We start from the raw sequence: 25,466 nt of genomic DNA on the forward strand, positions 1-25,466 counted from the left end.
CACGGATTCGACGATCGTCGCTAAAAGCTACCGCCCAACCGTCCTTCGGACTTGAAATGCAGTACCGGCCGACAATGCAAGACAAGCAAGCCGGCCGATCTCAGCTATCACCGCTCAGTAAGCCGGATAAGGCGCGTACATGACGGGCGGAGGCGGCGCGTAATAAGGACGGGGCGCGACGTACACCGGCTGCGTCGAATAGTAAGGCTGCGGCTGAACGATCGTCTCACCCTTCGAGGTCATGCACTGGGCGTAGGCGGTGTCGTAGCGCGCCTGCATGCCGGCCGCCGAATACTGGGCGCCATTCGCGCCGTTCGCGCCCCCGATCAGCAGACCGCTGCCGGCGCCGATCGCCGCGCCCGCGCCGGCGTTGCCCGCCGCGGCGCCGAACAGCGCGCCGATCGCCGCGCCGCCGAGCGTGCCGAGCGCCGCGCTGTTCACGCTGTTCGTGGTGGCCGCCTGCGCAGCGCCGGACGGATTCGTCGATTGATTCGCGTAGTCGCGGCACGCGTAGTCGTTCTGCTGGAATTGGCTGAGCGGCTCGCCGCTGCGCGGCATCGCGGCTATGCTCGGGCCGCTCGGTGGCGCCACTGCGCAACCGCCTAACGCGAGCGCGATGACGGCGGCGGGAGTCGCCAGGCTGATCGTTTTATTGCTGGGAATCATGGTGGTGCACTTCGGAGGTTTGGAGTTCAAACGTTAGGCTAATCGCGAAATTCCGTGGTTACGGCTCAGTTACAGAAAGTTTTTTGCCCGGCTGGCTGGCCTCGACCTTGCTGCGAGTCGCTGCGGCGATTGGTAGGTTATATCAAGTAATGCTTGTAGATGAGCTGGCAATCGATTGACACGACGCCGGCCGCGCCGAACGTCGTACTCCAGCAACCGGACGCGACGACCTTCCCGAGCGCCGCGACCGCGCAGAACTTCCAGTATATGAACCATCCGCCACCAGCGCCCGCCCTCGCCAGTTCGGCGAAGTCGACGGGCGCGGACCGGGCTCATCGGCATCGACAGATGTCCACGAATTCTGGCCCCGACGATTAGCCGCAGGGCTTAGCGCCGCGCCCCGCCAAACCGCAGTTACCAACTGTGACAAACTTCTTTCAGGAGCGCGTAAGAAGGACATCCCTCGGTGGTAAGCAATACCAATCCATCCCCTTCCAATCGCCTCCAGAAAGAAAAAGCCCTCGCGATGGAGGGCTTTCGTCTCTGGCTACCATCTTCAATCGCGACCGCAAGGATCACGACATCAGACGGCGAGCCGCAACCGGCAATCTCAAGCGAAGTTTTTCGCTGCGAAGTCCCAGTTGACGATGTTCCAGTACGCCTCGACGAACTTCGGACGCGCATTGCGATAGTCGATGTAGTAAGCGTGCTCCCACACGTCGATCGTCAGCAGAGCCTTCGCGTCGGTGGTGAGCGGCGTGGCGGCGTTGCTCGTCGACACGAGGTCGAGCGAACCATCAGCCTTCTTCACGAGCCATGCCCAGCCCGAGCCGAACGTGCCGACCGCGGTCTTCGCAAACTCTTCCTTGAACTTGTCGAACGAACCCCACTTCGCGTTGATGGCGTCAGCCAGCGCGCCGGTCGGTGCGCCGCCACCTTGCGGCGACAGGCTGTTCCAGAAGAACGTGTGATTCCACACCTGAGCCGAATTGTTGAAGATACCGCCCGACGACTTCTTGACGATCTCTTCCAGCGACAGGTTCTCGAACTCGGTGCCCTTGATCAGATTGTTCAGGTTGGTCACATAGGTCTGGTGATGCTTGCCATAGTGAAACTCGAGCGTCTCTTCCGACATGTGCGGAGCGAGCGCGTTTTTCGCAAACGGCAGCGGCGGGAGCGTATGTTCCATGGTGCTTTCCTTCTCTGTATCTGTTGTGGGGAGTCTGCGGATGACGCTATCGAGCACTCGATTGTAGGCGAGTTGGAATAACCCCGCAAACCAACGGCCTTTATGTCCGGCATGTCGAACACGCCGTGCGCAAGGCCCATGAGAAGCGCGCGCATGGCGCGTGCCCGGCTCGTCGGAAGACAGTCGGAAGACAGTAAACAGGGCGTCACGCGCCCACCGGCGAAACGTCAGAAACCGTCGGTCAGACGCGCCTGCACGTCGGCGAGCGCGACATCGGCCGAGCCTTCGGCGAGATGCATCGTCAGACGACGTCCAGGTTTCAGCGACGACGGCGTGCGAATCGCCCGACCGCTTTGCGCATCGAGCACGGCCGCATAACCGCGCTCGAGCGTGCGCTGTGGACTCAGCACTTCGAGTCGCGCGCTGAGCATGTCGATGCGCGCGACCTGTCGTTCATGCCGGCGCGATAGCGCCGCATTCAGACGCTGCGCCAACACGTTGACGCGCGTGCGCTCGGCCGCGAGATCCGGACGCCAGCGTTGCCAGCGCATCTGCAGCAGCGAAAATCGCGCACGAGCGTCGCGCACCGGCCGGGCGCCCGCCGACGCGAGCCGAACGCGCAACTGCTGCAGATGCGTGCGCTGCCGAGCGAGCCGCTCGGCGGGCGACACGAGCCGGCGCGCCAGCCAGTCGAGCTGCTGCGCGCGCCGCTCCATCATGCGGCCGAACGCGCGCGCGAGCGTCGCGTGCCGATGATCGAGTTCGCGCAGCAGCATGACGCGCTGTGGACTGACGAGTTCGGCGGCACCGGTCGGCGTCGGTGCACGTACGTCGGCGGCGAAATCGGCAATCGTGAAATCGGTCTCGTGACCGACGCCGCTCACCACGGGTATGACGCTTTCGGCAATCGCGCGCGCGAGCACTTCTTCGTTGAACGCCCACAGATCTTCGATCGAGCCGCCGCCGCGACACACGATCAGCACGTCGACCTCGCGGCGCGCGCCAGCCGCCTCGATCATCGCCGCGAGCTTCGCGCTGACGCCCGCGCCCTGCACCGGCGCCGGATAAACGATCACCGGAATATGCGGCGCGCGACGCGACAGCGTCGTCAGCACATCGCGCAATGCGGCCGCCTGCAACGACGTGACGATACCGATCGCGCGCGGATGCGTCGGCAGCGCGCGCTTGCGCTCGGCGGCGAACAGCCCCTCGGCCTCGAGTTGCGCCTTCAACCGCAGAAACGCTTCGTACAAACGCCCCTGGCCGGTGCGGCGCACCGCTTCGACATTAAGCTGCAGTTCGCCGCGCGGCTCGTACATCGTGACGAGGGCGCGCACTTCGATGCGATCGCCTTCGCGCGGCATGAATTCGGCGTACTGAGCTCGACCGCGGAACATCACGCAGCGCATCTGCGCCTGCGCGTCCTTGATCGAGAAGTACCAATGGCCGCTCGCGGCGCGCGTGAAGTTCGACACTTCACCCGCGACCCAAACGAGTGGAAACGAGCGTTCGAGCATCGTGCCGATCGCGCGATTGAGCGCGGAGACGGGAACGACGACCTCACCGCCAGGTGCGGCCGCAGAAGCAAAAGGATTTTCGGGGTTCATGCAAGGAATAAATAGCGCTGGCCGGACAGACGATAGACCGAGCGAAGAGCGGCGTCCAGCCGGAATCGCAGGATTGTTAAAAGTGTCCACATGGCGGGAACCGCCTGACGAATTCCGCCAGAACGCCCGCCAACGTCAATAAATTCCTGGCAGAGCCTTGATTTATATGGCGTTTGCATCTCGATAGCGAGCGAGTACTACGATCCAAAGCGCACGGAATGGCCCTTCGGGACAATCGGACGGCAGGTTCTCCACAAAGTTATCCACAGACTGTGAGCAACCGCACATAGCGTGGAGCGGCGTGCGTTGGACCTTACGCGACTTGCCGGGCGGGACGCCCGCGCGCTACAGTGCCGGGTTCGACAGCATGTCGATCGCGCAGCGCGGCGGAGAGCTTGCCCGGCCCGAGGCCACTGGGCGCGGGCCTTTCGCCGCGCCGCTCGCACCTCATTTTTCGACCCGTATTCGCATTCGATTGTCCGGAGAACCGCGTTGATGTTGACCCCGCGTAGTGCGCACGGCGCGCAGTCCGTGCTCGCAACCCGCCCATGAGCGAACTCAGCGACCGTCTCGGAGCGCGCGTCGCGCGCGAATGGCAGCAACGTGGACCGCTCGCCTGGGCGCTGACGCCGCTCGCCTGCGTGTTCGGCGCAGTCGCGGCCTCGCGCCGCGCCGCGTTTTCGCTCGGCTGGCTCAAATCGGTGCGCGTCGGCGTGCCGGTGGTGGTGGTCGGCAACGTGACGGTCGGGGGCACCGGCAAGACGCCGACCGTCATCGCGCTGGTCGAAGCGTTGCGCGCCGCGGGCTTAACGCCCGGCATCGTGTCGCGCGGCTACGGCGCGCGCGTGAGCACGCCGACCCGGGTCACGCCCGGTTCGTCGGCACGGGTCGGCGGAGACGAGCCGTTACTGATCGCGCGCCGCACCGGCGCACCCGTGTGGGTCTGTCCGGACCGCGTCGCCGCCGCGCAGGCGCTGTGCGCCGCGCATCGCGACATCGACGTGATCGTCAGCGACGACGGCTTGCAGCACTATCGCCTCGCGCGCGATGTCGAACTCGTCGTGTTCGATCACCGGCTCGGCGGCAACGGTTTCCTGCTACCGGCCGGGCCGCTGCGCGAGCCGCTGTCGCGCCGCCGCGACGCGACGCTGATCAACGATCCGTATGCGCGCACGCTGCCCGCGTGGCCGAACACGTTCGCACTGCAGCTCGCCCCTGCCGACGCGTGGCATCTCGACAATCCCGCACTGCGCCGCCCGCTTGCGCAATTCGCCGGTCAACGCGTGCTGGCCGCGGCCGGCATCGGCGCGCCGGAACGCTTTTTCGCGACAGTGCGCGCGGCCGGCCTCGCGCCCACGACGCGCGCGCTGCCCGACCACTACGCGTTCGAGCGCAATCCGTTCACCGACGTCGACGCCGACGCGATCCTGATTACGGAAAAGGATGCGGTAAAATTGGGGGCCTGGCACGACGCGCGCATCTGGGTAGTCCCGGTCGAAGCCGCGCTTGATCACCGCCTCACTGCATTAGTTGTGGAGAAAGTCCGTGGACGCTCGCCTGCTTGAAATCCTCGTCTGCCCGATCTGCAAGGGCCCGCTCAGCTACGACCGCGCCGCGCAGGAACTGATCTGCAACGCGGACAAGCTCGCCTATCCGATCCGCGACGGCATTCCCGTGATGCTCGTCGACGAAGCGAGGCAGACCGTCGAAGGCACGCCGGTCGATCTGAATCCAGGCTCGGTCGCCTGACCCGCCGCGTCGCGGCACCGAGGCGCCGCGACGTCTCGCTCGCGCGCGGGTCAAGGCAGGCTTCATCGATGCCACCGCCCCCTCCCCGCATGCGCTCCAATATCGATCCGCAGCCGTTTTCGCCGCTCCGGCTCATGTCCGACCCTGCGTGAGCGTCGCGCGCGCAGCCTCTTCCTCCGGCCTGATCGCCGACCGTTCCTGATCCGATGATCCACACCACCCCTCATCCGTTTATCGCCGTCGTGCCGGCCCGCCTCGCGTCGACGCGTCTGCCCAACAAGCCGCTCGCGGACATCGGCGGCAAACCGATGGTCGTGCGCGTCGCGCAGCGCGCCCGCGAATCGGGCGCACAACAGGTGCTGGTCGCGTCGGACGCGCAGGAAGTGCTCGACGCGGCGCGAGACCACGGCTTCGACGCGGTACTCACGCGCGCCGACCATCCGTCGGGCACCGACCGTCTCGCGGAAGTGGCGACGCGTTTCGGCTGGAGCGACGACACGATCGTCGTCAACGTGCAGGGCGACGAGCCGCTGATCGACCCGGCGCTCGTGCGCGGCGTCGCCGCGCATCTGGCAACGACGAGCGACTGCGCGATCGCGACGGCCGCGCATCCGATCACCGATCCCGCCGAAATTTTCAATCCGAACGTCGTCAAGGTCGTGCCCGATGCGCGCGGCGTCGCGCTGTATTTCTCGCGCGCGCCGATCCCGTGGGCGCGCGACGCATGGCAACCGCACTGGCCCAACGTCGCATCGATGCCGACGCCGGCCGCGCCCGCCGTCGTATACCGGCACATCGGCCTGTACGCGTATCGCGCGAAATTTCTGCGCACGTACCCGAGCCTCGCGATCTCGCCGATCGAGCAGGTCGAAGCGCTCGAACAACTGCGCGCGATGTGGCATGGCGAGCGCATCGCGGTCCTCGTCACGCAAGACGTACCGTTGGCGGGGGTCGATACCCCCGCCGATCTCGCGCGCGTACGGGCCTTATTCGGGTCTTGAGCGCGGGAAGCCGTGGCATAATCGAACGGTTATGCGCGCCTCCCAGCGCAGGCGACACTCGGGTTATCCCGGTCGCGCCGTGCGGATCTTGCAGCGCCGTCGTATTCGACGTGCAGCGCGAGGTAGCCAACGGTAGCCGATGCGGAACCTGCGAGAATCGCCGGGAAGCATGCCGCGTCAACAAAGAATTCACATAGATCTGGAGATATCCATGCGTTTGATCCTGTTGGGTGCACCGGGTGCCGGCAAAGGCACTCAGGCCAACTTCATCAAGGAAAAGTTCGGCATCCCGCAAATTTCGACCGGCGACATGCTGCGCGCGGCCGTCAAGGCCGGCACGCCGCTCGGCCTCGAAGCAAAGCGCTTCATGGACGCCGGCGAGCTCGTCACGGATGAGCTGATCATCAACCTCGTGAAGGAACGTCTGCAGCAGCCGGACTGCGCGAACGGCTATCTGTTCGACGGCTTCCCGCGCACGATTCCGCAAGCCGAAGCAATGAAGCAGGCCGGTGTCGCGATCGACTACGTGCTCGAAATCGACGTGCCGTTCGACGAGATCATCGTGCGCATGAGCGGCCGTCGCTCGCACCCCGCGTCGGGCCGCACCTATCACGTGACGTTCAATCCGCCGAAGGTCGAGGGCATCGACGACGTGACCGGCGAGCCGCTGATCCAGCGCGACGACGACAAGGAAGAAACGGTCAAGAAGCGTCTGGAAGTGTACGAATCGCAAACCAAGCCGCTGATCGAGTACTACAACGGCTGGGCGAAGAACGGCGATACGTCGAGCTCGGTGAAGGCGCCCCAATATCGCCGCATTTCGGGCCTCGGCAGCGTCGATGAAATTCGCGCCCGCGCGTTCGACGCGCTGAAGTAAGCCGGCTTGGTCCAAACATTACCGCTGTTTTCGTTTGACCAAAACCCGCCCACGTTGGGCGGGTTTTTTATTTGGCTCGGTGCGCAAACCAAAAGCGGCAAGCGGTGGGGAACGCCCAGCGGAACCAGTTAGGTTTCCATAGCGCTTGCATGCCGGCGCCCGCTTCGCTTTCCGCAGCGCAGCACAGCCGCTACAATCGATCGTCGTCGAAAAATGCTTCGCTCGATACCGCACTGAACAACCGTAGCAAAGGAGAAGACATGGAAATTCGTGACAACGTGTTCCTGATCACCGGCGGCGCATCAGGGCTCGGCGCTGCCACCGCGCGCCTGCTCGTCGAGAACGGCGGCAAAGTCGTCCTCGCCGACCTGAATCTGGACGCGGGCGAGGCGCTCGCAAAGGAACTCGGCGGCGCTTTCGTCAAATGCGACGTGAGCCGGGAAGAGGACGCGCAACAGGCCGTCGAAGCCGCGACGAAGCTCGGTACGCTGCGCGGTCTCGTCAACTGCGCGGGCGTCGCGCCGGCCGCGAAGACCGTCGGCAAGGATGGCCCCCATTCGCTCGATCTGTTCACGCGCACGATCTCGATCAATCTGATCGGCACGTTCAACATGATCCGGCTCGCCGCGGTGCAAATGTCGAAGAACGAGCCGAACGCCAACGGCGAGCGCGGCGTGATCATCAACACCGCATCGGTCGCCGCGTTCGACGGCCAGATCGGCCAGGCGGCCTACTCCGCGTCGAAGGCTGGCGTGGTCGGTATGACGCTGCCGATCGCGCGAGACCTGTCGCGCAACGCGATCCGCGTGATGACGATCGCCCCCGGCCTCTTCGAAACGCCGATGCTGCTCGGCATGCCGCAGGAAGTGCAGGACGCGCTCGGTGCGATGGTGCCGTTCCCGCCGCGCCTCGGCAAACCGGCCGAATACGCGATGCTCGCCAAGCAGATCTTCGACAATCCGATGCTGAACGGCGAGGTGATCCGGCTGGACGGCGCGATCCGCATGCAGCCGAAGTGAGGATCGCTTAGCGATCGATCTGGTCGCCGATGCTAGGCCAAGGCCTGCATACGGCGATAAAAAAACGCCTGTGCATGTGCGACATGTGCAGGCGTTTGTGTTTTATGCAGCGTGAAAACGCGCGTCGCTATTCGCCGCCATCATGCCGCGTGCGCTGCCGCAATTCATGCAACTGCGACTCGACCACGGTGGCATCTTCCGCATCGGGGCGATCGCCGAGATAGCTTTCGAGGTCCTCGAGCGCGGGCCGCAGATAATCGAGCCGCGCATACGCGAAACCGCGATCCCGCACTTCCTCGATATTGTCCGGCAGCAGAATGACGAGCCGTTGCTGCACCGCGAGCAGACGTTGCCAACGCTCGGTCTGCAGATAGATCGCCTTCAGGTTGCGCAACATCCGCGCGACGATCTCGCGATGCGTGGCCGGTTGCAGCAGCATGCGTAGCGCGCGCCCGACCGAATCGCCAGCCGACGCGACGTACGGCTCGAGCATCTCGACCATCTGCGCTTCGGACAGCGAATGACCGCTGGTCGGATCGAGCATCACGTCGCCGTCGGGCATCGTCACGCGCAGCAGGAAGTGGCCTGGAAACGACACCCCACGCACCGGAACGCCGAATTGCTCGGCCATCTCCAGATAGAGCACCGCGAGCGAAATCGGAATGCCGCGGCGGCGTTTGAGTACGACGTTCAGATGGCTGTTGTCGGGGTCGTAGTAATCGTTCAGGTTGCTCGCGAAACCGAGTTCGCGGAAAAAGAAACGATTGAGGATGCCAACCTTCTGACGGATGTCGGCATCGTCGGGCATGCGGCGCCGCAGCCGCAGCACCAGCTCGTCGATCTCGGCGAGCACCGACTGCAGATCGAGGTCGGGATAGGCATCCTGCGCGATCGAGAGCGCCGTCTCGGTCAGCGGCAGGCTCTCGTCTTCGGCGACGAGCGTACTGAAATAATCGAGAACCCGCGACATGGTGATCACTTCACTCGCCTTCTGAAATACGCGTACTTGAAGCCCATCAGCCAAAGCATACCGAAATACAGCGCGGCGAACAGCACGAGACACGCACCGAGCAACACCATGCGGCTGACCGGCTGGGTATGCATGCCGATCCAGTCGAAGCTGATCGCGAGCCAGCGCATCACGCCGGCGAGCACGAGGCACGCCCCGAGCAACTGCACGAAAAACTTGAGCCAGCCGCTCGACGGCATATAAATGCCACGTTTGCGCAGACCAATGAATAGCAGCAACGCATTGACGCAAGCGCCGAGCCCGACGCTCAGCGTGAGACCCGCATGCGCGAACACCGGCACGAACACGTAGTTGCTCAACTGCGTGACGACCAGCACGCCGATGCCGATCTTCACTGGCGTCTTGATGTCCTGCTTCGCGTAAAAGCCCGGCGCGAGGATCTTGATCAGGATCAGGCCGATCAGGCCGACTCCGTAGGCGGCGAGCGCGCGGCTCACCATCACGACCGCATTGCCGTCGAACTTGCCGTAGTTGAACAGCACCGCTGTCAGCGGCTGGGCGAAAAAGAACAGCGCGATCGCGCTCGGCGCGGCGAGCAGGAACGTGACGCGCAGTCCCCAGTCGAGCAGCGACGAATACTCATGCGAGTCGGCATCGACGTGCGCCTTCGACAGGCTCGGCAGCAGGATCGTGCCCAGCGCGACGCCGAGCAGCGCGGTCGGAAACTCCATCAACCGGTCGGCGTAGTTGATCCACGACACCGCGCCGGGGCCGATGTGCGACGCGATGTTGGTGTTGATGATCAGGCTGATCTGCGCGACCGACACCGCGAACATCGCCGGCACCATCTTCGCGAGCACCCGCTTTACGCCGCGATGCGCGAGCGCGCGCAGCGGGTTCAGGCCGATGAGCGGCACCATGTCGATCTTCTTGAGGCCCGGCAGTTGCACGACGAATTGCAGCACGCCGCCGACGATCACTGCCCAGGCGAGCGCATAGACCGGCGTTTGCAGGCGCGGCGCGAGGAATACGGCGGAGACGATGAACGCGACGTTCAGCAGCACGGGCGCGAACGCGGGCAACGAAAAGTTCTTGTACGTATTCAGCACGCCCGACGCCAGCGACGTCAGCGAGATGAAAATGATGTATGGGAACATGATGCGCGTCATCGCGACCGCAAGCTGGTACGCGTGGCCCTCGTGCGCAAGGCCCGACGCGACGACGAACACGACGCCCGACGCGCCGACCACGCCGATCACTGACAGCACGGCGAGCGCCCACGCGAGCACGGTCGAGGTCGCGTCGACGAGCGCCTTGGTGGCGTCGTGGCCTTGCTGGTTCTTGAACTCCGCGAGGATCGGCACGAAGGCCTGCGAGAACGCGCCTTCGGCGGAAATGCGACGCAGCAGGTTCGGAATGCGAAAGGCGACGTAGAAAGCGTCGGTGTATTGACTGGCGCCGAACGCACGGGCGATCAACGTTTCACGGGCCAGTCCGGTCACGCGCGACAGCAGCGTGAAGCCGCTGACCGTCAGCAGGGCTCGTAATAGATTCATGGGGCGCTTATTATACGGGTCCCGCCAATGCGGGCGACGAGCCAGAACGCGATTCGGACCGATTTGCCACGCGGACGTTCGCCGCGATCGGCTGGAAAGCGCGATTTTTCGTGTTTTCTGCGGTCTTCCCGGCAGCGCCCCCGCCTTCCATCGGCGCCCTCGCAGGAGGGCCAGCACATACGCGCCGACATGACGCCGGTCCGGTCATTGTGGCGCCGGCGCGTGTTATCCGTTGTCACGTGCCTGATTTTGTTGCTATAATCGTCGGTTTCGAAGCTTGCTCAGTTTTCGAATGGTCTTCGGACGCGGTTCTCAGGTTGGCGCAGCGCCGCCTGTCAATACATCCGGATGCCTTGAAACACGGGCCCGCCTTCGCGTAGTTCGATCGATTTTTTCGACACTTTTGCGCCCTTGGGCAATCGCTTCCAAGGGTTCGGATCGAGAAGCAGCACCTCGCCTCATTATTGAAGGCCGGGTACTGGAAACAGGAACAGGATAAGGAACCGTCATGGCTAACTCCGCACAAGCACGCAAGCGCGCCCGCCAGGCCGCGAAGGCAAACTCGCACAACTCGGCACTGCGCTCGAAGTTCCGCACGGCTATCAAGGCTGTCCGCAAGGCAATCGACGCAGGCGATCACGCTAAGGCCGCCGAAATCTTCAAGGCATCGTCGAAGACCATCGACATCATCGCCGACAAGAACATCGTTCACAAGAACAAGGCAGCTCGCAACAAGAGCCGCCTCGCTGCAGCCGTCAAGGGTCTGCAAGCGCCCGCAGCGCAGTAATTCCGGTCGGCCCGCTTCGGCGGGCTACCTCCTGTTTCCGCTGCACAAGAAGCCCGCTTTGGCGGGCTTTTTTGTTTGGGTTGAATTGCCAGCCACAAAAAAACCCGCTGCTTGCGGGTTTTTGTTTTTTTGCTTTTGCCGATCCGGTCGACTTACATCAGATGACGTGCCGTTTGGCTTGCGGCGCAGGCGCATGCTCGAGTTCCAGCTCACACGCCTCGGTGACCAGCAGGTCGTTGTCTTTCGCGAAGTTCATAACGAAATCGAAGGCCATTGGTTCGATGTCGCGCAGCCGCGAATCGAGAATCACGCATTTGAGGTCGCCGATCATGGTCGGCCGCACGTACAGCGAGTACTGCATATAGGCGTTCGGCCCCTTCCTCACGCCGGGCCCGAACGACGACATGACGCCCGCGAGCCGCTCCGACCAGTCGCTCGGCCGAAATTTTTTTCCGGTCGACGTAATGCCCTGAATGAAATATTCGATTGGAGCTGCTTCGGCCATGTAGAAATACCTGTGTGACTGCCCAGCGGAATGACGACCAACCGGCGACGCCAGTTGTACGCTCGAACTCACCGCAAGCGGCATGTACGGCAAGCGCTTGCAGCCACCTGCGACGTGCGTGGGATCTGGCGCTAACGCAACAATGACGAACCGCACCACGAGAACCGCTGCGGCGAACCGGCTGAACCGCTCTGGCGTCTGTCATGACGGCCACGCCGTGACAGGCTTTCCGCGCCGCGCGAGCCGCGTTTCTTCAAGCGAAACGCCGGCCTGCTGGGCTTTGGGATAACCCGGAGATTATAGCGCAGCGGGCCCTTTTCCGCAGCGCACACAAGCGCCTTCCGACGACCCCGCGAAGCCCGGTACGACGCTTTCGAATCGCTTGCGGCGCCTTCCCGCCGACTCGTCAAACGAGGCGAAATCCTTTATGCTGCATGGAGTTACCACCATACCGACGGCGGCGCAGTCCGGCAACCCTGCCGGGTGAGACCGCCGTATTTGTTTCATGACCGCCAAGAAAATTCGCCACTACCTGCAGTTCAAGGACTTCTCGCTGGAAGACTACGAGTACGTGCTGGAGCGCGCGCGCATCCTGAAACGCAAATTCAAGAACTACGAGACCTATCACCCGCTGCATGACCGCACGCTGGCGATGATCTTCGAAAAGAATTCGACACGCACGCGCCTGTCGTTCGAAGCCGGCATCTTCCAGCTGGGCGGCCACGCCGTGTTCATGAGCACGCGCGACACGCAGCTCGGCCGCGGCGAGCCGATCGAAGACGCCGCGCAGGTCATCTCGCGCATGGTCGACATCATCATGATCCGCACGTTCGGCCAGGACATCATCCAGCGCTTCGCCGAGAATTCGCGCGTGCCGGTGATCAACGGGCTCACGAACGAATACCACCCGTGTCAGGTGCTCGCAGACATCTTCACGTACTTCGAGCATCGCGGTCCAATTCGCGACAAGACGGTCGCGTGGGTCGGCGACGCGAATAACATGCTGTACACGTGGATCGAAGCCGCGCAGATTCTCGGGTTCAGGCTGCGCCTGTCCACGCCGCCCGGCTACAAGCTCGACCGCGCGCTCGTCGCGGCGCAAAGCGCGTCGTTCTACGAGGAATTCGACGACCCGAACGAAGCCTGCACGGGCGCCGATCTCGTCACCACCGACGTGTGGACCAGCATGGGCTTCGAGGCCGAGAACGAAGCGCGCAAGAAGGCCTTCGCAGACTGGTGCGTCGACGCCGACATGATGGCGCGCGCGAATCCCGACGCGCTCTTCATGCACTGCCTGCCCGCGCATCGCGGCGAAGAAGTCAGCGCGGAAGTGATCGACGGACCGCAGAGCGTCGTGTGGGATGAGGCGGAAAACCGTCTGCACGTGCAGAAGGCGTTGATGGAATACCTGCTGCTCGGCAAGCTCAATCACTGAGCGAGCCGCTGGTCCATACACGCGCCGGAACCGCGGGCACAAAAAAGGCGCCGGGAGGAAACTCCCGGCGCCTTTTGCGTTCGTCGGCGGCGACGCTCCGCGGGGCAACTCAGCGCGAAAAGAGAGAACTGCCGCTCACAGGCAAACTGGCTCCGCCTCCAGTTCCACGCCGAATCGCTCGAACACGTCCTGCTGGATCGCCCGTGCCAGCGCCAACACTTCCGTGCCGCTCGCGCCACCGCGATTCACCAGCACCAGCGCCTGTCGCTCATGCACGGCCGCCGCGCCCATCGCGCGGCCCTTCCAGCCGCATCGGTCGATCAGCCAGCCGGCCGCCAGCTTCACCCGCCCATCCGCTTGCACATACGACACGACTTCCGGCTCGCGACACTTCAGCGCCTCGAACTGGGCGGCATCGATTACCGGATTCTTGAAGAAGCTCCCCGCGTTGCCCAGTTCGAGCGGATCGGGCAGCTTCGCACGCCGCACGGCGACGACCGCATCGAAAATGGCTTGCGCGGTCGGCTGCGCGGCCGCACCGTCGGCTTGGCCAGCGCTCGCCGCATGACCGCGCGCCGCCAGCTCGCGCGCGAGATCCGCGTAGCCCGCGCGCGGCTGCCACGCCTTCGGCAAACGGAACGTCACCGACGCAATAACGAAGCGCTCGCGCCCTTCCCGCTTGAAAAGGCTGTCGCGATAGCCGAACCGGCACGCATCGCCGTCGAGTTCGACGGCCTCGCCGGTCACGAGCTCGATCGCCCGCAGCGACGCGAAGCGTTCGCACATTTCGAGCCCGTACGCGCCGATGTTCTGGATTGGCGCCGCGCCGACCGTGCCAGGTATCAGCGCGAGATTCTCGAGGCCGGGCATGCCCTGCGCCAACGTCCACGCGACGAACTCGTGCCACGGCTCGCCGCCAGCCGCCTCGACATACCACGCCTCCTGATCCTCGCGCACCACGCGGCGCCCGCGCAGCGCCACCAGCAGCACGAGCCCGGCGAAGTCGCCGGTCAGCATGACGTTGCTGCCACCGCCCAGCACGAGGCGCGGCAGGCCCTCGACGCGCGGATCGCGCACCGCGGCGAGCAACTGTTCCTCACGCTCGATCAGGCACGCGAACTGCGCGCGCACGTCGAAGCCGAAGGTGTTGTGGGCCTTCAGCGGATAGCCGGCCATGAGGGACGCGACAGCGGGAGCGGCAAGAGCGGATTGGGACATCGGAATGGCAACAGGGCAACGACGGGAAGCAACAGGAAACGACAAAAACCACCAATGACGCGCCTGACGACACGAGCGGCGGCGCCCGACGCGGGATCGCCCGCCGTCGCGACGCCGCGCGGCGGCCTTGGGCAAAAGAGAGCGGCGTCGGTAAAATGACGTCCGGTCCGTGATTATAGCGAGTGCCTCGCGCTCAGCCGACCGGCTGTGTCGCGCACTGCCGCACTATTGGGAGAAAGCAATGCCATCGTTTGACGTCGTCTGCGAAGCGAACATGATCGAAGTCAAGAACGCGATCGAGCAGTCCAACAAGGAAATTTCGACGCGTTTCGACTTCAAGGGGTCCGACGCGCGCGTCGAACACAAGGAAAACGAAATCACCGCGTACGCCGACGACGACTTCAAGCTCGGCCAGGTGAAGGACGTGCTGCTGTCGAAAATGGCCAAGCGCAACGTCGACGTGCGCTTCCTCGACTACGGCAAGATCGAGAAGATCGGCGGCGACAAGGTCAAGCAGGTCATCAAGATCAAGAAGGGCGTCTCGGGCGATCTGTCGAAGAAAATCGTGCGTCTGGTGAAGGACAGCAAGATCAAGGTGCAGGCGAGCATCCAAGGTGATGCGGTGCGCATCACCGGTGCGAAGCGCGATGATCTGCAAAGCGTGATCGCGATGCTGCGCAAGGACGTGACCGACACGCCGCTCGACTTCAACAACTTCCGCGACTAAGCGACGCGACGCGCCAAGCTTGCAACGAGCCTCCCGCGGACCCGGAAGCGCTTCGCATCGGGCCATCGGGCCGGGCGAAGCGCTCAGCCCACTTCAAAGATCGTTGCCCGCCGCCGGACCGGCTGCCTTCTTTTTGTCGCCGATACGGCTCTCCTGCCCCCGCATCAGCTTCGCAATATTGCCGCGATGCCGCCACACGAGCAGCAGGCTCATCACCAGAACCGCGAGCGCGACGATGCGCGGCCCGAACAGAAACACGTAGAACAGCGGCGCGAACAGCGCCGAGCACAGCGCCGCGAGCGACGAGTAGCGCGTAAAGAACGCGACGATCAGCCAGGTTAGCAAGGTCGCGACGCCAAGCGTCGGGTTGATCGCGAGCAGCACGCCCGCGGCGGTCGCGACGCCTTTGCCGCCCTTGAAGCGGAAGAAAATCGGATACAGGTGACCGAGAAACACCGCAAGCGACGCAATCGCGATCGCGCGCTCGTCGAGCCCGTAACGCGCGCCGAAATGCACGACCAGCCATACCGGCAGCCAGCCCTTGAAGGCGTCGCCGATCAGCGTCAGAATCGCGGCCTTCTTGCTGCCGCTGCGCAGCACGTTGGTGGCGCCCGGGTTGCCCGAGCCGTACGAGCGCGGGTCGTCGAGACCCATCGCGGCGCTCACGATCACGGCAAACGACAACGAACCGATCAGATAGGCAACGACAGCGACGATCAGGTTTTGCATCTGGGACTCTTATAAGGATCGCGGTCTGACATTCGATACCCCAACCGCAACAGGGCATGCCCGTCGAATCAGGGCGGCGCACATTTTACCGAACGCGTCCGCGCGAAAAACATTCAGGCAAACGTCAACCCGCTCATCGGCGTCAGTCCACGCTCGCGCATTGCACCGGCTTCGCCGCGAGCAGATCGGTGAGCACCTTCGGCTCGATGCTGACGAGAAAGCCGCGCCGCCCGCCGTTCAACCAGATTTTGTCCATCTCGAGAATGGTCGATTCGACGTACACCGGCATCTGCTTGCGCGTGCCGAACGGCGACGTGCCGCCGATCAGATAACCCGAATGCCGGTTCGCGACCTCGGGCTTGCACGGCTCGACGCGCTTCGCGCCGATCTGCCGCGCGAGGTTCTTGGTGCTGACGGTGCGATCGCCGTGCATCAGCACGATCAACGGCTTCGCGTGCTCGTCTTCCATCACCAGCGTCTTCACGACGTGATGCTCGTCGACGCCGAGCTGGCACGACGATTCCGCGGTGCCGCCATGCTCGACATAGTCGTAAGGATGCTCGCCGAACGTGACGCCGTGACGGCGCAGCAGCTGCGTGGCGGGTGTTTCCGACACATGTCTGGATTTGCTCATCGGCGCATTGTAATGGCGAGTTTGCACAACGGCTATTTGCCGGATGGCCAATTGTGCGGGTTCGACACTTGTGGCACGATCGTTCGAAAATATGCCGGCGTGGTGCGAGATACTGCGCGCAGGGCCACGAATTGGTAAAGAGGAGACAGTGTTGAAGCAGGCTTCATCCATCCGTTCCACGATCGATATCCCCGCGCTGCTCGCCGCCCTGCCCGCGCGCATCGGCGACATTCCGGCGCTCGCCGCCGCACGCGATCCGCGGCATGTCGCGCTGATCGAAGATGCGCGCCGCCTGACCAACGCGCAACTGCGCGAGGCCGTCGATGCGGCCGCCGCGCTGCTGCGCGACTGGGGCGTGCGCGGCAGCGATCGCGTGATGATCGTCGCGGAGAACAGCATCGCGCAAATCGTGCTGCTGTTCGCGACCGCGAAGCTCGATGCGTGGGCGCTCGTGTCGAACGCCCGACTGTCGGCCGCCGAACTCGATTCGATCCGCGCGCATGCGCAACCGCGCGTCGTCGCGTATGCGCTCGAAAGCTCGCTCGACGCACGCCAGCATGCTGAGCGGCATCGAGCGACGCACGCACCCACGCTGTCGGCGGACATCGGCGCATGGTCGTATGCGGTGGACAGCAGCGTGCAAGCCGAAGCCGTCGAAGCCGCCAGCGACCGCCAATGCGCGGCGCTGATCTACACGACCGGCACCACCGGCACGCCGAAAGGCGTGATGCTGTCGCATCGCAATCTGCTGTACATCGCGGCCGTGTCGAGCCGGCTGCGCCAGGTCGGGCCCGACGACGTCGTCTATGCGGTGCTGCCGATCTCGCATGTGTACGGCTTCGCGTCGGTGTGTCTCGGCAGCCTGCATGCGGGCGCGACGTTGCGGCTCGCGCCGCGCTTCGTGCCGGAAGCGGTGCGCCTCGCCCTCGCCACCGAGCACGTCTCGATCTTCCAGGGCGTGCCGGCGATGCACGCGAAGCTGCTCGAACATCTGCACACGCACGGCCACGCATGGTCCGCGCCGCGACTGCGCTTCGCTTACTCGGGCGGCTCGCCGCTCGACGCCGCGCTGAAGGCGCAGGCCGAAGCCGTGTACGGTCTGCCGCTGCACAACGGCTACGGCATGACCGAAAGCAGCCCGACCGTGTCGCAGACGATGGTCGACGCGCCGCGCGCCGATTGCTCGGTCGGCGAAGTCATTCCGGGCGTCGAAGTGAAGTTCGTCGGGCTCGACGGCGCCGAAGCCGCGCCGGGCGAGATCGGCGAGCTATGGGTGCGCGGGCCGAACGTGATGCTCGGCTATTACCGCAACCCCGAGCAGACTCGCGCGAGCGTCACCGAGGATGGCTGGCTGAAGACCGGCGACCTCGCGCGGCAGGCCGCGGACGGCGCGTTGCATATCGTCGGGCGCAGCAAGGAGCTGATCATCCGCTCGGGCTTCAACGTGTATCCGGCCGAGGTCGAGCACGTGCTGAACGCGCATCCGCAGGTCGTGCAGTCGGCGGTGATCGGACGCGCGGTCGAGGGCAACGAGGAGGTGATCGCGTTCGTCGAACTGGTTTCCGGCGCGACGGTCACGCCCGCGGCGTTGATCGCGTGGTGCGGCGAGCGGCTCGCGCCGTATAAGCGGCCAGCCGAGCTGAAGGTGCTCGCGGCGCTGCCGGCCGCATCGACCGGCAAGATTCTCAAGCACCGGTTACGCGAGTTCGTGTGAAGCGCGCGGGCACCCGCGCGCTTCATGTCGTGCTCACCCGCGCGGATGATGCTGCGCATGCAGCGATTTCAGCCGCTCTCGCGCGACGTGCGTGTAGATCTGCGTCGTCGAAATATCGGTGTGACCGAGCAGCAATTGCACGACGCGCAGATCCGCGCCGTGATTGAGCAGATGGGTCGCGAACGCGTGCCGCAGCGTGTGCGGCGACAACGGCGCATGGACGCCCGCGGCCTGCGCGTGTCGCTTGATGATGTTCCAGAACTGCTGGCGCGTCATGCCTTCCGCGCGTGTCGTCACGAATAGCGCATCGGCCGCGCGCGGGCCGAGGAGCGCCGGGCGCGCCTCGCGCAGATAGCGCTCGATCCACGCGTGCGCCTCTTCGCCGAACGGGACCAGCCGCTCCTTCGAGCCCTTGCCAGTGACGCGCACGACGCCTTCGTTGAGTCCCACCTCGACGGTTTTCAGTGTGACCAGTTCGGTCACGCGCAAGCCGCTCGCGTACATCAACTCGAGCATCGTGCGATCGCGCAAGCCGAGCGGCGTGTCGATGTCGGGTGCGCCGAGCAACGCTTCGACCTGGACCTCGCTCAACGTCGAAGGAAATCGCGGCGGCTGCTTCGCCGAGCGGATGCGCAAGGTCGGATCGGCGGCCGCGCGATGCTCGCGCACCGCCCATGCGTAATAGCGGCGAAACACCGACAGCCGGCGGTTCGCCGAAGTCGCCTTGTCCTTTTGCCGCGCCGCGCTGTAGGCGCTCAGGTCGGCTTCGCTCGCGGTGTCGAGCGAAGCGTTGCGCGTGTGCGCGAGCCATTCGCAGAAGAGCCGCAAGTCGCGGCGATACGCGTCGAGCGTGTTGCGCGACAGGCCATGCTCGAGCCACAGCGCGTCGCAGAAGGCGTCGATCGATGCGGAGCTGGTCAGCGGCAGCGGTGATGCGGCGGCTGTGTCTTCGACGTGTACAGCGGTATTGGTGGTGGTGCTCGTGCTCATACGTACGGCACACCTTCATGCGCGAGCAACCAGCGCTTCACGTTGCGGAAGAAGCCGTCGCCGCCATCGTGCGCGAAGCCGCCGATGCCGCTCGAACTCACCACGCGGTGACACGGAATCACGATCGGAAAGAAATTGGCGCCGCACGCCTGGCCGACCGCGCGCGGCACGCTGCCGAGCTGCTTGGCGAGTTGTCCGTAAGTCAGCACGACGCCCGGCGGGATGTCGCTGATCGCCTGCCACACGCGCCGCTGGAACGCGGTGCCGCACTCGGCGAGCGGCAGCTCGAATTTCGCTGAGGCGTGCTCGAAATAACGCTCGATCTGTTCGGCCACCTCGCGTGCGAGCGGCGTGTCGGGCGCGACGTTGGGGGTCGAGTCGGGCAGATAGACGATCTCGCGCACGGCTTCGCCTTCGAGCCGGATGCCGATTTTGCCGAACGGCGCATCGATCACTGCGTTGAACATGTGCCTGCTCCTCTAGCGTGCCAGATCGCCGGCACCGAATTGCCACGACTTTACGCCGCTTCGAGCGCCCACTCCACATGCTCGCGCACGACCGCCGACGGATCGTCGGATCGCTGCCTCAAAGCCAGCACGATCGCGGCACGGGCATCGAGGTCGAGACTTGCTGGCGCGGCGCGCAACGCGTTACCCATGCCGACCGCGAGATTGCGCAGCCAGTTCTCGTAGCCGATGCGGCGAATCGCGCTGCCCTGCATGCGCGTATCGAACTCCTCGGCGCTCCACGCGAACAGTTCGACCAGCGACGCGCGATCGAGCCCGTGCCGCACGTCGAAATCGGCGACCGGTGCGGCCTGCGCGAACTTGTTCCAGGGACACACGAGCTGGCAATCGTCACAGCCGTACACCCGATTGCCGATCAGCGGCCGCAGGTCGAGCGGAATACTGCCCTTCAGCTCGATCGTCAGATACGAGATGCAACGCCGCGCGTCGACCTTGTACGGCGCGACGATCGCACCGGTCGGACAGGCGCCGATGCAGCGCGCGCAGCTGCCGCAATGCGAGCCCGGCGTTTCGGGCGCGGCCTCGGGCGAGGTTTCGGCGTCGGTCGGCAGCGGCACGTCGACATAGATCTCGCCGAGGAAAAACAGCGAGCCGGCGTCGCGCTGCAGCAGCAATGTGTGCTTGCCGCGCCAGCCGATGCCGGCCTTCTGCGCAAGCTCGACTTCGAGCACCGGCGCCGAATCGGTGAACACGCGATAGCCGAACGGCCCGATCGCCGCTTCGATCCGGTCGGCCAGTTGTTGCAGGCGCTGACGCATCACCTTGTGATAGTCGCGGCCGCGCGCGTAGATCGACACGACCGCCGTCGACGGGTCCGCGAGCCGCGCGTGCTCGGCCGCGCGCCAGTCGCGCGCGCGGGGTGTGGCGCGTGAGACGGGTTGCGTTACGTCTTGCGGCATGCTTTCAGGCGCGCTTTCATGGCCCCCTTCATGCGCCCCTTCAGCCGCCTCTGCTCCCAGCGTCTGCGCAGGCAAATAGGCGATGCGCGCGGTGATCACGCGTCGCGTGCCGGCCACAAGCTCGGCCGGCCGCGCGCGTTTCATGCCGTGTTTGGCCATATAATCCATCTCGCCGTGGCAACCCGCTTCGAGCCACGCTGCAAGCGGCGCTTCGGCGGCCGACAGATCGGTATCGCTAATGCCGATCGCCCCGAAACCGAGTTCACGGCCCCACGTCTTGATGTCGAGCGCGAGCGCACGAAGCGCCGCCTCGTCGAAACGGGACGTTGCGCCAGAAGCTCGCGCGGCATCATCGGCCGATGCGGGCGTGCAGAAAACAGGGGACTTCGGACTTCGGTTCATCACGCCATTTTACGAGAATGCCTGTCAATCCCGATCACGCGCCCCTACCGTCCGCTCCCGTGCTGCTCGAACGCTCTGTCGCGCTCGCGGACGAAGCCGCCACGCAGGCGTTCGGCGCGCGCTTCGCACAAGCGATCGAAAGCGTGCGCGCGGCCTCGCATCAGGCACAGCCAGCCCAGCCTGGCGCTGTAAGCAGCCTCGCGTTCCACGGCCTGCAAGTCCAACTGGTCGGCGACCTCGGCGCCGGCAAAACCACGCTCGTGCGCGCGACCTTGCGCGGCCTCGGCCACACCGGCCGCGTGCGCAGTCCGACCTACACGCTCGTCGAACCGTATGTGCTCGAGCGGCCCGCCGGGGAACTCGCGCTCTATCACTTCGATCTGTACAGATTCACCGATCCGGCCGAATGGGCCGACGCGGGCTTTCGCGAATATTTCGACAGCGGCGCGGTCTGCCTCGTCGAATGGCCGCAACGCGCGGGAGCGCTGCTCGGCGTGCCGGATCTCGTCTTCTTGCTCGGGCTCGTCGGCAACACAGACGCAAACGCGGACGCACGCGTACTCGTCGCACGCGCTTATAGCGAATCAGGAAAGGCATGTCTCGAAAGATGTTAATCAAACCATTCCATTCGATCGAATCGGCGGCGGGCGCAACGCATAACTGGCGGCGCCGGCAGATCCTGCGCGCCAGTGCGTCGACGCTGGTGCTCGGCCTCGTCGCTCCGCGTCTCGCGTTTGCGAGCTCGGTGCTCGGCGTGCGCGTGTGGCCCGCGCGCGACTACACGCGCGTGACGATCGAATCCGATCAGCCGCTGCAGAACACGCAGCAACTGCTGCAGGGACCGGACCGGCTCGTCGTCGATCTGAACGGCCTCGACCTCGATCAGGCGCTGAAGGAGCTGGTCTCGAAGATCACGCCGAACGATCCGCAGATTTCGTCGGTGCGGGTCGGGCAGTATCAGCCGCACGTGGTGCGCATGGTGTTCGACCTGAAGGGCTCGGTGAAGCCGCAGGTGTTCGCGCTGCCGCCGGTCGGCGCGTACAAGTACCGGCTCGTGTTCGACCTGTATCCGGCTGTCGCGCCCGATCCGTTGATGGACCTGCTCGCGCAGACCGAGCGCAAGCAGCAGGCACTCAACGAAGAAAACAGCGCGCCGCCCGCGACGCTTGCCGGCCCCGGCACGGCGCCGCCGGTCGACAACAGCGAAGCGTTCTTCGAGCACTACGCGCAGAGCGGTGGCGCCGGCAATGGCGCCGCGGGCGTACCGCATCCGCCCACGCATGGCACGACGGCGCCGTCCGCGCCGGTCATTGCCGGCAGGCAGGCGTCGCCCTCCGCGCCGCCTGCCGCACTGGCGCGCAACAAGGGTGGCAACGCCAACAGCAACAGCACCGCACGCGGTCTCGACAGCAACAACGACAACCTCGGCGACAGCGGCGACACCTACGCATTCACCACACCGAAGTCGAGCCGCAGCAACACCGTGCGACTGCTCACCGTCGCAATCGATCCGGGTCATGGCGGCGAGGACCCGGGCGCGATCGGCGGCGCAGGCACCTACGAGAAGCACGTCGCGCTCGACATCGCGAAGAAGCTGCGCGCGAAGATCGACGCGCAGCCGAACATGCGCGCGATGATGACGCGCGACGCCGACTTCTTCGTGCCGCTGAACGTGCGAGTGCAGAAAGCGCGCCGCGTCGGCGCGGACCTGTTCGTGTCGATCCACGCGGACGCGTTCACGACGCCCGAGGCGAAGGGCTCCTCGGTGTTCGCGCTGTCGGAGCACGGCGCGTCGAGCGCGGCCGCGCGCTGGATGGCGAACAAGGAGAATTCGTCGGATCTGATCGGCGGCATCAACATCAAGTCCGCCGACGCCACCGTGAATCGCGCACTGTTCGACATGTCGACCACCGCGCAGATTCGCGACTCGATGCGCTACGGCAACTTCGTGCTCAAAGAGATCGGCGACATCAACAAGCTGCACAAGGGCTCGGTCGAGCAGGCCGGCTTCGCGGTGCTGAAGGCGCCGGACATTCCGTCGATCCTCGTCGAGACCGCGTTCATCAGCAATCCGGACGAAGAGCGCCGCCTGAACGACGACGCGTATCGCGACAAGATGGCCAGCGCGATCCTGACCGGCATCAAGCGCTATTTCGCGGCGAATCCGCCGCTCGCAAAGGGCCGCATGACGTGATGTCGGCACACACGAACCAATCACAAAACGGCCCTCCGGCCGTTTTGTGATTCACGCTCGCAACCCGTGGCGCAACGGTTGCTCAGCGTGCCGGTATCAAGCGCTGCACGACCCAGCCGCCGAACACGTTGACCGCGAGCCCCGCCATCACGAGCAACGCGCCCGCCACCTGCATCGCAGACAGTTGCTCGCCGAGCAGCCACGACGCCGACGCGAGTCCGACGATTGGCACCAGCAGCGAGAACGGCGCGACCTGGCTCGCCGGATAGCGCGACAGCAGACGGCTCCACAAGCCATAGCCGACCAGCGTCGCGATAAACGCCAGATAGACGATCGCGAAGATCGACAGCGCGCTGATACCAGTCAACGCGGCGGCGATCTCGCGGGGCCCTTCGAACACGAACGACGCCGCGAAAAACGGCAGCGGCGGAATCAGGCTCCCCCACACGACGAGTCCGACCAGATCGACCTTGCCGACCTTCTTCGTAACGATGTTGCCGAGTGCCCACATGCACGCGGCGCACAGCGTCAGCAGGAAACCAGCGACGGACATCGTGTGGCCGCCTTGCAGGCCGATCACCGCGAGCCCCGCCGCGGCGATCAGCAGACCCGCGACGTTCGGCAAACGGAAGCGCTCGTGCAGAAACAGCGCCGCGAAGATCAGCGTGAAAAACGCCTGCGCCTGAAGCACCAGCGATGCAAGCCCCGCCGGCATGCCGACGTACATCGCCGAGAACAGGAACGCGAATTGCCCGAACGAGATCGTCGCGCCGTAGGCGAACAGCCACCGCCACGGCATCTGCGGCCGCTTGACGAAAAACACCGCCGGGACCGCAGCGAGCGTAAAGCGCAGCGCGCCGAGCAGCATCGGCGGCACGCCGTGCAGGCCGACCTTGATCACGACGAAATTGACGCCCCACGCGAGTACGACGATCAGCGCGAGCAGCAAGTCCCTGGGCGACATCCGGGTCTCCAAAGAAATGGTTCGATCTGGCAGTGTAACGGAGGCCGCCAATTCGCTTCGTTGCGCCCGCTCGTGGCGAGCGTGCGCCGTTGCCTCGGCAGCGCGCGACGCGCAGTAGAATCGACCATTCGAGCCGTCTCCTTCCATTTTCCCGTCGAGCCCGCCCATGACTTCCTCGATCAAAGCCGTCCTCAAACCGCACTTACGCGACATCGGCAATCTGACCGTGCGGCGCGTGCTGCCCGCGATGGCGGCGCGCCTCGTCGGCCCGTTCATTTTCTTCGACCACATGGGCCCCGCGACCCTCGAACCCGGCAGCGGCCTCGACGTGCGCCCGCATCCGCATATCGGCCTCGCGACCGTCACCTATCTGTTCGACGGCGCGATCATGCATCGCGACAGCCTCGGCTCCGAGCAGAAGATCGTCCCCGGCGACGTCAACTGGATGACGGCCGGGCGCGGCATCGTCCATTCGGAGCGAACGCCGCCGGAAGACCGCGCGCGCGGCCAGACGATTCACGGCATCCAGACCTGGGTCGCGCTGCCGCTCGCCGATGAAGACGCCGAACCGTCGTTCGCGCATCACGCGGCGGCGACCTTGCCGGTCGTCGAGCGCAACGGCGTGACGCTGCGCGTGATCGCGGGCACCGCGTTCGGCGCGGTGTCGCCGGTCGCGACGTTTTCGGGCACGCTGTACGTCGCCGCCGACTTCACGCCGGGCAGCGCGTTCGCGCTCGAACCGGAGCACGAGGAGCGCGGTGTATATCTGGTGGAGGGCGATCTGGAGATCGACGGCACGCCGCTCGAAGCGGGCCAGATGGCCGTGCTCGCGCTCGACGAAACCGTCACGCTCGCGAGCACGCACGGCGCGCGAGCGATGCTGCTCGGCGGCGAGAAGCTCGACGGCGAGCGCTTCATCGAATGGAATTTGGTCGCGAGCTCGCGCGAGAAAATCGAAGCCGCGAAGCTCGCGTGGACCAATCAGGAAATGGGCCACGTGCCCGGCGAAACCGAATGGATTCCGCTGCCGCAGCGCAAGTGACGGCGCCGGGCCGCGCGCCAGGGTGGGCATTGAATTCGCGCGATTCGGCCCCACCTAGCGCCTGT

At 65.0% G+C, this 25,466-nt stretch carries 25 protein-coding genes; 12 read left to right on the forward strand and 13 right to left on the reverse strand.

Features of this window, described 5'->3' with window-relative positions:
- Positions 1 to 114: 114 nt before the first annotated feature.
- The 3 genes from OKW26_RS30285 to xseA form a co-directional block, all read right to left on the reverse strand.
- Positions 115 to 666: a glycine zipper family protein gene (locus OKW26_RS30285; protein ID WP_429356066.1), complete on the reverse strand. Its 552-nt coding sequence runs from the start codon at positions 664 to 666 to the stop codon at positions 115 to 117.
- Positions 667 to 1,276: 610 nt separating this feature from the next.
- Complete coding sequence (gene sodB / locus OKW26_RS30290) at positions 1,277 to 1,855, reverse strand: superoxide dismutase [Fe] (protein WP_013090345.1); 579 nt, start codon at positions 1,853 to 1,855, stop codon at positions 1,277 to 1,279.
- Positions 1,856 to 2,082: 227 nt separating this feature from the next.
- Positions 2,083 to 3,462: an exodeoxyribonuclease VII large subunit gene (gene xseA, locus OKW26_RS30295; protein ID WP_187614157.1), complete on the reverse strand. Its 1,380-nt coding sequence runs from the start codon at positions 3,460 to 3,462 to the stop codon at positions 2,083 to 2,085.
- Positions 3,463 to 4,010: 548 nt separating this feature from the next.
- Here xseA and lpxK point away from each other — a divergent pair.
- The 5 genes from lpxK to OKW26_RS30320 all read left to right on the forward strand — a co-directional run bounded on the left by lpxK (position 4,011) and on the right by OKW26_RS30320 (position 8,108).
- The gene (gene lpxK, locus OKW26_RS30300) at positions 4,011 to 5,027 is read left to right on the forward strand and encodes a tetraacyldisaccharide 4'-kinase (RefSeq protein WP_429356067.1); all 1,017 of its coding nucleotides are present in this window, start codon (positions 4,011 to 4,013) and stop codon (positions 5,025 to 5,027) included.
- A complete protein-coding gene (locus OKW26_RS30305; RefSeq protein WP_007180583.1) occupies positions 5,008 to 5,211 on the forward strand; it encodes a Trm112 family protein in 204 nt (67 codons plus the stop codon). Before lpxK ends, OKW26_RS30305 begins: the two co-directional genes overlap by 20 nt.
- Positions 5,212 to 5,417: 206 nt before the next feature.
- Positions 5,418 to 6,212: a 3-deoxy-manno-octulosonate cytidylyltransferase gene (gene kdsB / locus OKW26_RS30310; RefSeq protein WP_090801617.1), complete on the forward strand. Its 795-nt coding sequence runs from the start codon at positions 5,418 to 5,420 to the stop codon at positions 6,210 to 6,212.
- 211 nt (positions 6,213 to 6,423) lie between these two features.
- On the forward strand, positions 6,424 to 7,089 hold the full coding sequence (adk, locus tag OKW26_RS30315; protein WP_090801619.1) for an adenylate kinase: 666 nt from the start codon (positions 6,424 to 6,426) through the stop codon (positions 7,087 to 7,089).
- A 260-nt stretch (positions 7,090 to 7,349) separates the two neighbouring features.
- Complete coding sequence (locus OKW26_RS30320) at positions 7,350 to 8,108, forward strand: 3-hydroxyacyl-CoA dehydrogenase (RefSeq protein WP_090805443.1); 759 nt, start codon at positions 7,350 to 7,352, stop codon at positions 8,106 to 8,108.
- A 127-nt stretch (positions 8,109 to 8,235) separates the two neighbouring features.
- Here OKW26_RS30320 and OKW26_RS30325 read toward each other — a convergent pair whose 3' ends face one another.
- Positions 8,236 to 9,078 carry a SirB1 family protein gene (locus OKW26_RS30325; protein WP_184058608.1) on the reverse strand — a complete coding sequence of 281 codons (843 nt, stop codon included), beginning with the start codon at positions 9,076 to 9,078 and terminating at the stop codon, positions 8,236 to 8,238.
- Positions 9,079 to 9,083: 5 nt separating this feature from the next.
- Entirely contained in the window at positions 9,084 to 10,634 is a 1,551-nt protein-coding gene (murJ, locus tag OKW26_RS30330) for a murein biosynthesis integral membrane protein MurJ (RefSeq protein ID WP_184023068.1), read from the reverse strand.
- 508 nt (positions 10,635 to 11,142) lie between these two features.
- Here murJ and rpsT point away from each other — a divergent pair.
- The gene (rpsT, locus tag OKW26_RS30335) at positions 11,143 to 11,421 is read left to right on the forward strand and encodes a 30S ribosomal protein S20 (RefSeq protein WP_027198671.1); all 279 of its coding nucleotides are present in this window, start codon (positions 11,143 to 11,145) and stop codon (positions 11,419 to 11,421) included.
- A 157-nt stretch (positions 11,422 to 11,578) separates the two neighbouring features.
- Here the strand turns inward: rpsT and OKW26_RS30340 are convergent, their stop codons facing one another.
- Positions 11,579 to 11,926, reverse strand: a complete 348-nt coding sequence (locus OKW26_RS30340; protein WP_008923011.1) for a DUF3579 domain-containing protein — start codon at positions 11,924 to 11,926, stop codon at positions 11,579 to 11,581.
- 505 nt (positions 11,927 to 12,431) lie between these two features.
- On the opposite strand from OKW26_RS30340, the gene argF reads away from it, so the two are divergent.
- A complete protein-coding gene (gene argF / locus OKW26_RS30345; RefSeq protein ID WP_090801624.1) occupies positions 12,432 to 13,361 on the forward strand; it encodes an ornithine carbamoyltransferase in 930 nt (309 codons plus the stop codon).
- A 135-nt stretch (positions 13,362 to 13,496) separates the two neighbouring features.
- Here the strand turns inward: argF and murB are convergent, their stop codons facing one another.
- Positions 13,497 to 14,537 (reverse strand): UDP-N-acetylmuramate dehydrogenase, encoded by a 1,041-nt coding sequence (gene murB / locus OKW26_RS30350; RefSeq protein ID WP_429356068.1) that lies wholly within the window; start codon positions 14,535 to 14,537, stop codon positions 13,497 to 13,499.
- A 283-nt stretch (positions 14,538 to 14,820) separates the two neighbouring features.
- On the opposite strand from murB, the gene OKW26_RS30355 reads away from it, so the two are divergent.
- Entirely contained in the window at positions 14,821 to 15,306 is a 486-nt protein-coding gene (locus OKW26_RS30355) for a YajQ family cyclic di-GMP-binding protein (protein WP_018421633.1), read from the forward strand.
- 93 nt (positions 15,307 to 15,399) lie between these two features.
- On the opposite strand, the gene plsY is transcribed toward OKW26_RS30355, so the two are convergent.
- Positions 15,400 to 16,035, reverse strand: coding sequence for a glycerol-3-phosphate 1-O-acyltransferase PlsY (gene plsY / locus OKW26_RS30360; protein WP_184023064.1), 636 nt, complete (start codon positions 16,033 to 16,035; stop codon positions 15,400 to 15,402).
- Positions 16,036 to 16,177: 142 nt separating this feature from the next.
- Positions 16,178 to 16,669 carry a Cys-tRNA(Pro) deacylase gene (gene ybaK / locus OKW26_RS30365; protein WP_090801630.1) on the reverse strand — a complete coding sequence of 164 codons (492 nt, stop codon included), beginning with the start codon at positions 16,667 to 16,669 and terminating at the stop codon, positions 16,178 to 16,180.
- A 151-nt stretch (positions 16,670 to 16,820) separates the two neighbouring features.
- Here ybaK and OKW26_RS30370 point away from each other — a divergent pair, with 151 nt between their 5' ends.
- Positions 16,821 to 18,383 carry a class I adenylate-forming enzyme family protein gene (locus OKW26_RS30370; RefSeq protein ID WP_429356069.1) on the forward strand — a complete coding sequence of 521 codons (1,563 nt, stop codon included), beginning with the start codon at positions 16,821 to 16,823 and terminating at the stop codon, positions 18,381 to 18,383.
- 33 nt (positions 18,384 to 18,416) lie between these two features.
- Here OKW26_RS30370 and xerD read toward each other — a convergent pair whose 3' ends face one another.
- Genes xerD through queG form a run of 3 tightly spaced genes read right to left on the reverse strand, consistent with a single transcriptional unit; the run spans position 18,417 to position 21,201 of the window.
- A complete protein-coding gene (gene xerD, locus OKW26_RS30375) occupies positions 18,417 to 19,373 on the reverse strand; it encodes a site-specific tyrosine recombinase XerD (RefSeq protein ID WP_429356070.1) in 957 nt (318 codons plus the stop codon).
- Positions 19,370 to 19,840 (reverse strand): methylated-DNA--[protein]-cysteine S-methyltransferase, encoded by a 471-nt coding sequence (locus tag OKW26_RS30380; protein WP_090801634.1) that lies wholly within the window; start codon positions 19,838 to 19,840, stop codon positions 19,370 to 19,372. Before OKW26_RS30380 ends, xerD begins: the two co-directional genes overlap by 4 nt.
- A gap of 50 nt (positions 19,841 to 19,890) precedes the next feature.
- A complete protein-coding gene (queG, locus tag OKW26_RS30385) occupies positions 19,891 to 21,201 on the reverse strand; it encodes a tRNA epoxyqueuosine(34) reductase QueG (protein ID WP_429356071.1) in 1,311 nt (436 codons plus the stop codon).
- 17 nt (positions 21,202 to 21,218) lie between these two features.
- Between queG and tsaE the strand changes: the two genes are divergently transcribed.
- Positions 21,219 to 21,815 carry a tRNA (adenosine(37)-N6)-threonylcarbamoyltransferase complex ATPase subunit type 1 TsaE gene (gene tsaE / locus OKW26_RS30390; protein ID WP_429356072.1) on the forward strand — a complete coding sequence of 199 codons (597 nt, stop codon included), beginning with the start codon at positions 21,219 to 21,221 and terminating at the stop codon, positions 21,813 to 21,815.
- Positions 21,809 to 23,395 (forward strand): N-acetylmuramoyl-L-alanine amidase, encoded by a 1,587-nt coding sequence (locus OKW26_RS30395; RefSeq protein ID WP_429356073.1) that lies wholly within the window; start codon positions 21,809 to 21,811, stop codon positions 23,393 to 23,395. Before tsaE ends, OKW26_RS30395 begins: the two co-directional genes overlap by 7 nt.
- Before the next feature lie 82 nt (positions 23,396 to 23,477).
- On the opposite strand, the gene OKW26_RS30400 is transcribed toward OKW26_RS30395, so the two are convergent.
- On the reverse strand, positions 23,478 to 24,359 hold the full coding sequence (locus OKW26_RS30400) for an EamA family transporter (protein WP_184058243.1): 882 nt from the start codon (positions 24,357 to 24,359) through the stop codon (positions 23,478 to 23,480).
- A 166-nt stretch (positions 24,360 to 24,525) separates the two neighbouring features.
- Here OKW26_RS30400 and OKW26_RS30405 point away from each other — a divergent pair, with 166 nt between their 5' ends.
- Positions 24,526 to 25,401 carry a pirin family protein gene (locus OKW26_RS30405; RefSeq protein ID WP_429356074.1) on the forward strand — a complete coding sequence of 292 codons (876 nt, stop codon included), beginning with the start codon at positions 24,526 to 24,528 and terminating at the stop codon, positions 25,399 to 25,401.
- The last annotated feature ends 65 nt before the right edge of the window (positions 25,402 to 25,466 follow it).

It is taken from the genome of Paraburkholderia sp. 32 (assembly GCF_050435345.1).
GTDB lineage: Bacteria > Pseudomonadota > Gammaproteobacteria > Burkholderiales > Burkholderiaceae > Paraburkholderia > Paraburkholderia tuberum.